At 72.2% G+C, this 11,347-nt stretch carries 12 protein-coding genes and 1 riboswitch; of the genes, 5 read left to right on the top strand and 7 right to left on the bottom strand.

Annotated elements, in window-relative coordinates; translation table 11 throughout:
• Positions 1–274: 274 nt before the first annotated feature.
• Positions 275–895 carry a maleylpyruvate isomerase family mycothiol-dependent enzyme gene (locus ACRWND_RS29305; RefSeq protein ID WP_431954745.1) on the bottom strand — a complete coding sequence of 207 codons (621 nt, stop codon included), beginning with the start codon at positions 893–895 and terminating at the stop codon, positions 275–277.
• A 92-nt stretch (positions 896–987) separates the two neighbouring features.
• Positions 988–1,674: an HD domain-containing protein gene (locus tag ACRWND_RS29300; RefSeq protein ID WP_431954743.1), complete on the bottom strand. Its 687-nt coding sequence runs from the start codon at positions 1,672–1,674 to the stop codon at positions 988–990.
• Positions 1,675–1,803: 129 nt separating this feature from the next.
• Here ACRWND_RS29300 and ACRWND_RS29295 point away from each other — a divergent pair, with 129 nt between their 5' ends.
• Entirely contained in the window at positions 1,804–2,505 is a 702-nt protein-coding gene (locus ACRWND_RS29295; RefSeq protein WP_431954741.1) for a copper homeostasis protein CutC, read from the top strand.
• Positions 2,506–2,635: 130 nt separating this feature from the next.
• On the opposite strand, the gene groL is transcribed toward ACRWND_RS29295, so the two are convergent.
• From groL to thrC, 4 genes are all read right to left on the bottom strand, one after another.
• Positions 2,636–4,258, bottom strand: coding sequence for a chaperonin GroEL (gene groL, locus ACRWND_RS29290; RefSeq protein ID WP_431954739.1), 1,623 nt, complete (start codon positions 4,256–4,258; stop codon positions 2,636–2,638).
• Between the two features lie 368 nt (positions 4,259–4,626).
• Positions 4,627–4,830: a cold-shock protein gene (locus ACRWND_RS29285; protein ID WP_009339379.1), complete on the bottom strand. Its 204-nt coding sequence runs from the start codon at positions 4,828–4,830 to the stop codon at positions 4,627–4,629.
• A 421-nt stretch (positions 4,831–5,251) separates the two neighbouring features.
• A complete protein-coding gene (locus ACRWND_RS29280) occupies positions 5,252–5,530 on the bottom strand; it encodes a MoaD/ThiS family protein (RefSeq protein ID WP_431954735.1) in 279 nt (92 codons plus the stop codon).
• Positions 5,531–5,574: 44 nt separating this feature from the next.
• Positions 5,575–6,861, bottom strand: coding sequence for a threonine synthase (thrC, locus tag ACRWND_RS29275; protein WP_431954733.1), 1,287 nt, complete (start codon positions 6,859–6,861; stop codon positions 5,575–5,577).
• Positions 6,862–6,879: 18 nt separating this feature from the next.
• Positions 6,880–7,007, bottom strand: a riboswitch (SAM riboswitch).
• A 157-nt stretch (positions 7,008–7,164) separates the two neighbouring features.
• On the opposite strand from thrC, the gene ACRWND_RS29270 reads away from it, so the two are divergent.
• The 3 genes from ACRWND_RS29270 (at position 7,165) to ACRWND_RS29260 (ending at position 10,241) form a co-directional block, all read left to right on the top strand.
• Entirely contained in the window at positions 7,165–8,133 is a 969-nt protein-coding gene (locus tag ACRWND_RS29270; RefSeq protein WP_431954731.1) for a glucosyl-3-phosphoglycerate synthase, read from the top strand.
• A 74-nt stretch (positions 8,134–8,207) separates the two neighbouring features.
• Positions 8,208–8,330, top strand: coding sequence for a hypothetical protein (locus ACRWND_RS29265; RefSeq protein ID WP_431954729.1), 123 nt, complete (start codon positions 8,208–8,210; stop codon positions 8,328–8,330).
• Between the two features lie 450 nt (positions 8,331–8,780).
• Positions 8,781–10,241, top strand: coding sequence for an alpha,alpha-trehalose-phosphate synthase (UDP-forming) (locus ACRWND_RS29260; RefSeq protein WP_431954727.1), 1,461 nt, complete (start codon positions 8,781–8,783; stop codon positions 10,239–10,241).
• Between the two features lie 110 nt (positions 10,242–10,351).
• Here the strand turns inward: ACRWND_RS29260 and ACRWND_RS29255 are convergent, their stop codons facing one another.
• On the bottom strand, positions 10,352–10,534 hold the full coding sequence (locus ACRWND_RS29255) for a hypothetical protein (RefSeq protein WP_431954725.1): 183 nt from the start codon (positions 10,532–10,534) through the stop codon (positions 10,352–10,354).
• A 272-nt stretch (positions 10,535–10,806) separates the two neighbouring features.
• On the opposite strand from ACRWND_RS29255, the gene ACRWND_RS29250 reads away from it, so the two are divergent.
• On the top strand, positions 10,807–11,347 hold a 541-nt coding region (locus ACRWND_RS29250), incomplete at its 3' end, for a cupin domain-containing protein (protein ID WP_431954723.1).

Genomic DNA, 11,347 nt, shown 5'->3' with positions numbered 1-11,347 from the left:
CGGATCGTGTCGTCAGAGGAGCTCCGCCCCCTACCGCTGCGAGGCGCCCCCGCCTGCGGTGCGTCGCACCGGTCAAGATCGGCCGCTGGCTCCACCGCCAGCTCGCCACCTTCACCACCCTCGGCCCCGGCCCCGGGCTCAGGCCGAGGTCGGCCAGGAGCTGCTTACGGAGAGTCGTCCCCGTAAGGGAGCGCTCCGGCGTTCGGCAGCGCAGCGCGGCGGCATTCCCCGGCGAAGGCCGGAGGAGCGCCGTGCCTCGTGGCACCTCCCGGCGTCAGCCGGGGAGCGGCTCGCCCTCCAGTCGGCCCGCCGGCAGCCGGCGCCCGCACATCGCCAGGGCCAGGTCCTCGCCGGTGCCCCGCAATTCCGGCCCCGAGCCGTACGACCAGTCCAGGTCGGTGGCCCGCAGCCGGCGGCCCTCGACGGCGACGCCGAAACGGGCGTGCCCGCCGCCCGCGGTGAGGTCGTCAAGGACGATGCCGAGGGTCTCCCTCGGGACGCGGCGCTCCGCGCCGAGCGGCACGGTGATGTCCAGCCCGTGGATCACCACGTGGTTGAGCGCGCCGTGGGCGCCGCCGCCCGGGGGCCTCCACCGCTGCATCACCTCGGAACGCAGGCAGCCGACCAGCTCCCCGGTGGGCAGTGCGCCGTCCCGCTCGGCGACCGCGTCGGACAGCCGCGCGAAGTCGAAGCCGTGCTCGGCCAGGAGCGCCATGAACGCCTCCCGCGAGTAGCGCGCCGCCATCGTCATGTGCGCCACGACCTCGCGCACCCGCCAGCCCTCGCACAGCGAGGGGGTGTCCCACCACGCGCCGGGAGCCCCGTCGAGCAGGTCGGCCAGGGCCCGGAACTCGGCCGCGGCGGCGGCCTGCACCTCGGTGTCGTCGTCGGTCATCGCTGTCGTACCCCTTCGTCTCGCACCGCGGGCGGCTCCCCACGGAGGTGAGAACCACCCGCGGTGGCCGGACTCATCGCCGGGCGCCGGAGTCATCGACGGGCGTCGCCCGCCTCCCCCGCGGCGAGCAGGTCCAGTTCGGTGGTGAGGTTGCGGCGGGCGGTGGCCTCCCAGCGCCCGTACGCCTCCGGTGTGCGGAACAGCCGGGGCAGGCCGAGCAGCCCGCGCAGGACGTCGGCGCGGCCGGCGCGGAAGGCGTCGTCGGGGACGAAGCCGTACTCCTCCCGGACGGCGGCCGCGTACGCGGCGTAGGCGGTGGGGTCGCCGGCGAGGACGGCCAGGTCGGCGTCGCAGAGGACCTCGCCGTCGCGGTCGCCCTCGGCGGGGTCGTGGGTGACGGTGAGCCGGACCAGGCGGGCGGCCTCGGCGGTGAGCGTGTCGGGGACACCGGCCTCGGGGAGCGCGCGTTCGGCGAGCCGGGCGCTGCGCTCCTCGTTCTCGGAGCGGTCGGGCCGGTAGACGGCGTCGTGGAACCAGGCGGCGAGCAGTACGGCGTCCCGGTCCCGCGCGTATCCGGCGAGTGCCTCGGCGTGGTCGAGGACGGCGGTCAGGTGGGTGGTGGTGTGGTAGCGGCGGTGCGGCTCGGCCCAGCGGGAGAGCAGGTCCTTGCCGTAGGGCACCGGGTCCACGGACCTCGTCTGGCAGCGGCGCAGCAGGTCGCACCAGCGGGCGAGGAGTGCGGAGCCGGGTTCGGGCACGGTGTCAGCCATGAAGGTCATTGTGGGCCACGAGGGTCGCGGGCATGCGCGGGCATGTGCCATGGGCCACGAGGGTCGCGGGCATGCGCGGGCATGTGCCATGGGCCACGAGGGTCGCGGGCATGCGCGGGCATGTGCCACCCTGGAGACATGTCTAGACCAATTTTCGAAGTGATCGCGCTCGACGCCCACGACGCCCTCGCGGCCCGGACGGGCGGCGCGGACCGCCTCGAACTGGTCACCGAGATGGCGGCGGACGGGCTGACGCCCTCGCGCGAGACCTTCGCCGCCGTCCGGGCCGCGGTGGACCTTCCCGTCCGGGTGATGCTGCGGGCCCGCGCGGACTTCGCCGTGGGCGGCAGCCGCGAGGCGGACTCGCTCCGCGCGGCCGCCGCGGCGTTGCGCGCCGAGGGCGCCGACGAGTTCGTGCTCGGTTTCCTCGACGCCTCGGGCGCCCCGGACCTGGCGGCCGTGCGCCTGCTCGTCGACGCGATCGGTCCCGGCGCCCGCTGGACCTTCCACCGCGCCATCGACCACTGCGCCGACCGGGAGGCCGTGCGCTCGGCGGTGCGCGGGCTGCCCGGGCTGGACACCTTCCTCACCGCCGGCTCGGCCCGCGGCGTCGACGACGGACTCACCCGCCTGCTCGCGGAGGCCGGGCGGCCCGGCGAGCCCCGGCTCATGGTGGGCGGCGGGCTCCGCGCGGAGCACCTGCCGCGGCTGCTGGCGGCCGGCATCGACGCCTTCCACGTCGGGGGCGCGGTCCGTCCCGGGGGCTGGGCCGGGCCGGTCGACGCCGAGTCGGTGCGCGCCTGGCGGGAGCTGCTGGACGCACCGGCCGCCGTCCACTGACCAGGCTCCGCCGACCCGCGGCGTCGCCGGGGCAGTACCGGGAAACGCCCCGAAACGCCCGAGGGCGGCACCCCCTGCGGGGTGCCGCCCTCGGTCTTCAGCCCTGGTGCGGAGTCCTGATCCCGGAGGATCAGAAGTCCATGTCGCCGCCGGGCATGCCGCCGCCTGCCGGGGCAGCGGCCTTCTCCGGCTTGTCGGCGATGACGGCCTCGGTGGTGAGGAAGAGCGCGGCGATGGAGGCCGCGTTCTGCAGCGCGGAGCGGGTGACCTTGGCCGGGTCGATGATGCCCTCACCGATCAGGTCGACGTACTCGCCCGTGGCGGCGTTGAGACCGTGGCCCGGGGTCAGGTTGCGCACCTTCTCCACCACGACACCGCCCTCGAGGCCGGCGTTGACGGCGATCTGCTTCAGCGGGGCCTCCAGGGCCAGCTTCACGATCGCGGCACCGGTGGCCTCGTCGCCGTCGAGCTCGAGCTTCTCGAAGACGTTGGACGCCTGGAGCAGGGCCACGCCACCACCGGCGACGATGCCCTCCTCGACGGCGGCCTTGGCGTTGCGCACCGCGTCCTCGATGCGGTGCTTGCGCTCCTTGAGCTCGACCTCGGTGGCGGCACCGGCCTTGATGACGGCCACGCCGCCGGCCAGCTTCGCCAGGCGCTCCTGGAGCTTCTCGCGGTCGTAGTCCGAGTCGCTGTTCTCGATCTCGGCACGGATCTGGTTCACGCGGCCCTGGATCTGGTCCTGGTCGCCGGCGCCGTCCACGATCGTGGTCTCGTCCTTGGTGACGACGACCTTGCGGGCGCGGCCGAGCAGGTCGAGACCGGCGTTCTCCAGCTTGAGGCCGACCTCCTCGGAGATGACGGTGCCACCGGTGAGGATGGCGATGTCACCGAGCATGGCCTTGCGGCGGTCGCCGAAGCCCGGGGCCTTGACCGCGACGGACTTGAAGGTGCCGCGGATCTTGTTGACGACCAGGGTCGACAGGGCCTCGCCCTCGACGTCCTCGGCGATGATCAGCAGCGGCTTGCCGGACTGCATGACCTTCTCCAGCAGCGGGAGCAGGTCCTTCACCGCGGAGATCTTGGAGTTGACGATCAGGATGTACGGGTCGTCGAAGGACGTCTCCATACGCTCCAGGTCGGTGGCGAAGTACGCCGAGATGTAGCCCTTGTCGAAGCGCATACCCTCGGTGAGCTCCAGCTCCAGACCGAAGGTCTGGGACTCCTCGACGGTGATGACGCCTTCCTTGCCGACCTTGTCCATCGCCTCGGCGATGAGCTCGCCGATCTGCGGGTCGGCGGCGGAGATGGAGGCGGTGGAGGCGATCTGCTCCTTGGTCTCCACGTCCTTCGCCTGCTCCAGCAGGGCGGCGGAGACAGACTCGACGGCCTTCTCGATACCGCGCTTCAGGGCCATCGGGTTGGCGCCGGCGGCGACGTTGCGCAGGCCCTCGCGGACCAGCGCCTGGGCGAGGACGGTCGCGGTCGTCGTGCCGTCACCGGCGACGTCGTCCGTCTTCTTCGCGACCTCCTTGACCAGCTCGGCGCCGATCTTCTCGTACGGGTCCTCGAGCTCGATCTCCTTGGCGATGGACACACCATCGTTGGTGATCGTGGGGGCGCCCCACTTCTTCTCGAGGACGACGTTGCGGCCCTTGGGGCCAAGGGTGACCTTGACGGCGTCGGCGAGCTGGTTCATCCCGCGCTCGAGACCGCGCCGTGCCTCCTCGTCGAACGCGATGATCTTGGCCATGTGAAGTGGTCCTCCCGGACTTGGGGTCCCCCCGCGGCACAGGGCTGCGGGGAAGGATTACTCCAGGACCGCGCCGGCGCCCGCGACGGACGGCCTGCCCTCCCACCGGTTCCTTTCCGGCGGTCGTGCGGGCCTCACCCACTCGGTCCTTTGTCACTCTCAACGTCAGAGTGCTAACGCCAATGATTAGCACTCGCCCTAGGAGAGTGCAAGCCGCTTGGCCGGGTCCGTGGACAACCCGCAGGTCCGGGGTGGCTCTCCGCGCGCCGCCCCGGGACAGCACGAAGGCCCGCCCCCTGCGGGGCGGGCCTTGACACGCACGGTGAGCGGACGTGCGCGAGAGTGCTCCGTGGCCGGTGCGCGGCGCGTCAGCCGGCGAGACGGACCATGTCCGCCTGCGGACCCTTCTGGCCCTGCGAGATCTCGAACTCGACCCGCTGGCCTTCCTCGAGGGTGCGGTAGCCGTCCATCTGGATCGCGCTGTAGTGCACGAAGACGTCCGCACCACCGTCGACCGCGATGAAGCCGTAACCCTTCTCCGCGTTGAACCACTTGACGGTGCCCTGAGCCATTCCTTACTCCCCTATTGCTGGCCCTTCGCAGACCCGCACCTCGCGGACCCGGGTCAGACCTCACCCCCTACAGCCAAGGGGGCGTGCGCCGGAACGCGTCGACCGCGGCTGAATGTATCTGCCCGGACGCGGTCTGCAACAGGTCAAGTGGACGAGAATTCCGGGCGCGACAAAGCGGAAGAAGATCTGATCGGTGAGGAATCCGGGGCAACTCGGACCGGACATAAAGGGCCAACGCGGCAATCGCCGCGCGGAAGTGGCGATAAATCGTCGACAAGACCGCCCCGGAGACGGGGGGTTGCGCAGAGCGTTGCAGGGAGTTGCGAGCCGTTCAGGGCAACTGTACAGGCCTTCAACTACCCGCCACGCACACAGGGGTGCCGGAGGGTCCGGCACCCCTGTCGCCCGCGGGCCGTGCGGCTCAGCAGCCTCCGGCCACCGCCGGGATGATCGAGACGGACGCGCCCTCGCCCACCGCGGTCCCCAGGCCCTCGGAGAAGCGGACGTCGTCGTCGTTCACGTAGATGTTCACAAAACGGCGCAGCTTGCCCGTGTCGTCCAGGACTCGCGCGGAGATGCCGGGGTGGTCGCGCTCCAGCGAGTCGATGACCTCGGCCAGGGTGCCGCCCTCGGCGGGGACCTCGGCCTGGCCGCCGGTGTAGGTGCGGAGGATGGTCGGGATGCGGACGGTGGCGCTCATGATGCGTGATTCACCTTCAGTCTGGGTCAGCCGGTGCGACGGGGTCAGCCGGCCAGGCCGGCGGCGCGGAACGCCTCGAGGCTGGGGCGGATGGTGGCCGTGGGGCGCGCGTTCGGGGCGACCGCGTCCAGCGTCTTGAGGCCGTCGCCGGTGTTGAGGACGACGGTCTCCTCGGACGGGTCGAGCTGCCCGGTCTCGATGAGCTTCTTCAGCACGCCGACGGTCACGCCGCCCGCCGTCTCGGCGAAGATGCCCTCGGCGCGGGCGAGCAGCTGGATGGCCTCCACCACCTGCTCGTCGGTGACGTCCTCGACGGCGCCGCCGGTGCGCCGGGCGATGTCCAGGACGTACGGGCCGTCGGCCGGGTTGCCGATGGCGAGCGACTTGGCGATGGTGTTCGGCTTCTGCGGGCGCACCACGTCGTGACCGGCCTTGAAGGCGGTGGAGACGGGGGAGCAGCCCTCGGCCTGTGCGCCGTAAATGCGGTACGGCTTGTCCTCCACCAGGCCGAGCTTGATCAGCTCCCGCAGGCCCTTGTCGATCTTCGTCAGCTGCGAGCCCGAGGCGATCGGGATGACGATGTTGTCCGGCAGGCGCCAGCCCAGCTGCTCGCAGATCTCGTACGCGAGGGTCTTGGAGCCCTCGCCGTAGTAGGGGCGCAGGTTGACGTTGACGAAGCCCCAGCCCTCGCCGATCGGGTCGCCGATCAGCTCGCTGCAGAAGCGGTTGACGTCGTCGTAAGTGCCCTCGATGCCGACCAGTTCGCCGCCATAGACCGCGGCCATGACGACCTTGGCCTCCTCCAGGTCGTGCGGAATGAACACGCAGGAGCGCAGGCCCGCCCGGGCGGCGGCGGCGCCCACGGCGCCGGCCAGGTTGCCGGTGGAGGAGCAGGACAGGGTGGTGAGGCCGAAGGTGCGGGCGGCCTCCAGGGCGATGGCGACGACCCGGTCCTTGAAGGAGTGGGTGGGGTTCCCGGAGTCGTCCTTCACGTACAGCCCGCCGGTGACGCCCAGTTCGCGGGCGAGGTTGTCGGCCTTGACCAGCTTGGTGAAGCCCGGGTTGAGGTTGGGCCTCGCCGCCACGTCGGCGGGGACGGGCAGCAGCGGCGCGTAGCGCCAGATGTTGTCCGGCCCGGATTCGATCCGCTTGCGGAGGGTCTCCGGGTCGCCGTCCGGGAGGTCGTAGGCCACTTCGAGCGGGCCGAAACAGACCTCGCAGGCGAAGAGGGGAGCCAGCGGGAAGCGCTCGCCGCATTCGCGGCAGGAGAGCGCCGACGCGGGTCCGAAGGCGGAGTCGGTGGACGCGGGTGCAGCATTCTGCGCAGCCATGTCAGGCGAGGCCCTTTCTCCTCATCTTCCTCGCGGCGCATCTCGCCGCGAGACGGAATTGGCACCTTCCCCACCTGGACCTCGCGGTCGGCGGGAGGGTTGCCGGGGCTTCAACGGGCCGTTCCCTCTGCCCCTCTGGATGAGCGGTATGGCGCCGGGCGGACTGCCCGGGCATTTGTCGGACGGGGCGCGATCACCGTGGACATACGATGGCCGTGCCTCGTGTTCACGACTGTAACCGACAACCTCGAACCCGGTCATAGGCCGTCCGTCCTTCGAGACGGGCAGAAACGGAGCGACGCAGTGCTCGACGAGGTGGCCCGCTGGCTGCAGCGGCGGTCCTTCACCGCCGCTCACAGGCCACTGCCGCAGTTGCTCGCCGCCAAGCGCGCGGCGGGTGCGCGCGGCACGGTCAGCGTCGTGCTGCCCGCTCTCGACGAGGAGGCGACGGTCGGGGAGATCGTCCGCACGATCCGCCGCGAGCTGATGAGCGAGGCGGTGCCGCTGGTGGACGAACTCGTCGTGATGGACTCCGGTTCCACCGACCGCACGGCCGAGGTCGCGGCGGCGGCGGGCGCGGTCGTCGTCCACCGGGACGAGGTGCTCCCCCGGCTGCCCGCGCTGCCCGGCAAGGGCGAGGTGCTGTGGCGCTCGCTGCTCGTCACGCGCGGCGAGATCGTCTGCTTCGTCGACTCCGACCTGCGGGAGTTCGACGCGCGGTTCGTCTCCGGGATCGTCGGGCCGCTGCTCACGGACCCGGACGTGCACCTGGTCAAGGCGATGTACGACCGGCCGCTGGAGACCGGCGGCACCGTCGTCCCGGCCGGCGGGGGCCGGGTGACGGAGCTGGTCGCGCGCCCGCTGCTCAATCTGCACTGGCCGCAGCTGGCGGGCTTCGTCCAGCCCCTCGGCGGCGAGTACGCGGCGCGGCGCTCGCTGCTGGAGCGGCTGCCGTTCCCCGTGGGCTACGGAGTGGAGCTCGGGCTGCTGGTCGACGCCCTGGGCACGGTCGGGCTCGACGCGCTGGCCCAGGTCGACGTGGGCGTCCGGCACCACCGCCACCAGGACGGCCAGGCGCTGGGCCGCATGGCGGCGGCGATCTACCGGACGGCGCAGATCCGGCTGGCGCGCGGCCACCTCGTGCGGCCCGTGCTCACGCAGTTCGACCGCGCCCCGGACGGCGGTTTCGAGCCGCGCGTCCACGAGGTCGCGACGGAGGAGCGCCCCCCGATGCGCACGGTGCCCGAGTACGCCCACCGCGCGGTGGCATAGGGCCTCCGTCCCCGTTCCGCGGACCGGGGGCGCCCCACCGCCGGCCGCAGGCGCGCGGCCACCTCGTGCGGCCCGTGCTCACGCAGTTCGACCGCGCCCCGGACGGCGGTTTCGAACCGCGCGTCCACGAGGTCGCCACGGAGGAGCGCCCCCCGATCCGCACGGTGCCCGAGTACGCCCACCGCGCGGTGGCATAGGCCTCCGTCCCCGTTCCGCGGACCGGGGGCGCCCCACCGCCGGCCGCGGGCGCGCGGGCCACCTCGTGCGGCGGACCGTCCTCCCCTCGTTCGACCGCGTTTCCGGGGCGGTTTCGAGCCCATCGCGCGATGGCCTGGCGCCCCCTCGCGGGCAGGCGACCGCGCCCCACCGCCGGGCGCCGGCGCGCCGCCGCCTCGCGCACCCCGTACCCCCGCCATCCGACCGCGCTTCGGACGCCGGCCTCACGCACGCGCCCGCAAGCCCACCACCGGGCCCGCGGGCACCGCCGGCGGAGCCGGGGAGGAACCGGACCTGTGCGGCACGCACGGTCTCTTCGGCGTGTGCACGCCGGTGGCTCGGGGCGCCCCGGCCGCCACCGCCGGGCCGAAAACCCCCGGCTGGGCTAGCCCGTACGTTTGCGCCCGGGGATGCGTGGCTAGGCTGGCCGCATGGTCGCTTCGCATGCCGCGCGCGTTCTGGTCGCGTCCAACCGCGGCCCCGTGTCGTACAGCCTCCGCGAGGACGGCACGCTCGCCGTCCGCCGCGGCGGCGGCGGACTGGTGTCGGGTCTGAGCGCGATCGGGCCGGACGCGGACGCCGTCTGGGTCTGTGCGGCCCTGGGCGAGGGGGACCGGGCGGCCGTGCTGCGCGGTTCCGGAGGCACGGGCCGGCTGCCCACCGCCGACACCGGCGGCCAGAACGTGCGGATGCTGGACATCCCGGCGGACACCTTCGCCTCCGCCTACAACGGCATCGCCAACTCGGTCCTGTGGTTCGTCCACCACATGCTGTTCCAGACCCCCTTCGAGCCCGTCTTCGACGAGGACTTCCGCGACCAGTGGGCGGCATACGTGGCCTACAACGCCGCCTTCGCCGACGCGCTCGCCGAGGAGGCGGGCCAGGGCGCGGCCGTGCTGGTGCAGGACTACCACCTGGCGCTGGTGCCGCAGCTCCTGCGCTCGCGCCGCCCCGACCTGCGCATCGGCCACTTCTCGCACACCCCGTGGGCCCCGCCGGACTACTTCCGCCTGCTCCCCGACGACGTCGCCGCGGAGGTGCTGAGCGGCATCCTCGGCTCGGACCGGGCCGGTTTCCTGACCCGCCGCTGGGCCGACGCCTTCGCCGCCTGCTGCGCCGATGTGCTGGGCGCGTCCGTCATCCGCGACGCGGGCAGCCTCACGATCACCTACCGCGGCCGCACCACTCGGATCGGGGTGCACGGCCTGGGCGCGGACGCCGAGTTCCTGCGGGAGCGGGCGCACCAGCCGGACGTCGACGAGCGCCTGGCGGCGCTGCGGGACGCGGTGGGCGGGCCGGACCGCAAGATCATCGTGCGGGTGGACCGCACCGAGTTGTCGAAGAACATCGTGCGCGGCCTGCTCGCGTACGAGCAGCTCCTGCGCGACCACCCCGAATGGCACGGGCGCGTGGTGCACATCGCCTTCGCCTATCCCTCCCGGCACGACCTGGCCGTCTACCGGGAGTACACCGACGAGGTCTCCGACCTGGCCGAGGAGATCAACGAGGAGTTCGCCACACCCGACTGGCAGCCGGTGATCCTGCACGTCAAGGACGACTTCGCACGCTCCCTGGCCGCCTACCGCCTGGCGGACGTCGCGCTGGTCAACCCGATCCGCGACGGCATGAACCTGGTGGCCAAGGAGATCCCGGTCGTCTCCGACGACGGGGTTGCGCTGGTGCTGTCCCGCGAGGCGGGCGCCTTCGAGGAGCTGGGCGACGACGCGTTCGTGGTCAACCCCTACGACATCCGGGCCACCGCCGACGCGCTCCACCGGGCGCTGACCCTGTCGCACGGCGAGCGCGCCGAGGCCACCAAACGCCTCGCGGCGGCCTCGACGGCGCTTCCCCCGCAGCAGTGGTTCCTGGACCAGCTGCGGGCGCTGGGGTAGGACGCGGCCGGGTCGAAGGGCCGGAGCCCGGCCGGACCGGGCCGCAACCCGGCCCGGTGGTGGAGGGCGAGGCCGGCGACGCCCATCCACCGTTGCCGGGCGGGCGGTTGTCAGGCCGTCACGGCCGTCACGGCCCCGCACACGAACTCCCGGACGCCCTCCGCGAGGAAGTGACCGGCGCCCGGTGACTCGACGAAGACGGCGTCGTCCACGAAGGGCTTGACCAGCGCTCCGGCCTGGTCGCCCTTCAGGGATGCCCGGTTCGCCGTCGAGGGTGCAGGACGTCTCGTCACCGTGGTGCGGACGGGGCGCTCGGACCGCCTCCCAGGAGAACGGTGGCGAGGACGAAGCCGAGCGTCCCGTTCGCCTGCCCACCAAAGACGCGCCACCACGGCAAGCGCCACACGTGCTGCCACTGCGGCCCGAGGGTGCCCGTGGAGCGCGCGGCGCCGCGCTCGGCGAAGCCCAGGAATGGGGCAACATCCTTGACTCGTCAAGCATGTTGCCACTTTACTGTCCTCGCATCTGTCGCCCCATCAGGTGACGGCCCAAACGAGGAGCAGCCTTGAGTATCGTCGCGCCGAGCCAGAACGACCCTGCTGTACAGGACGATTCGCGCTACATGAAGAGGAACGGCATCTTTGTGCCGCCCGGGCAGGGCGACACGAGGTGGATTGTCGGAGACACCTACACCCTGAAGGTCGGCGGCCCGGAAACGGGCGGACGGCTCACCTTCGTGGAGGCGACCGTACCTGCCGGGGCCGGAGCCTACCCGCACGTGCACAGCAAGCATCAGGAGGCGTTCTACCTGATCTCCGGCGAACTGGACTTCGTCAACGGTGACGACACCATCACCGCCGGACCCGGCTCCTTCTACTACGTGCCCAGCGACACGCGGCACGGCTTCTTCAACAGGAGCCTCCACGCCGCCAAGATGATCTTCATGTTCCTCCCCGGAGGATACGAAGAGCTCCTCTTCGACGGAGCGCCCAAGGCCGAACACGGCAAGCCGGCACCGCACATGATGGACAACCTGCCGAACATCAACCCGGAGCTCATGGAGAAGTTCGGCTCATTCATCCTCCCCGGCGACCTCCCCTCCGAAG

The sequence above is a fragment of the Actinacidiphila sp. bgisy167 genome, assembly GCF_965342175.1.
GTDB lineage: Bacteria > Actinomycetota > Actinomycetes > Streptomycetales > Streptomycetaceae > Actinacidiphila.
Note: the sequence above shows the minus strand (reverse complement) of the source record. Positions and strands in the feature narration are given on the sequence as shown.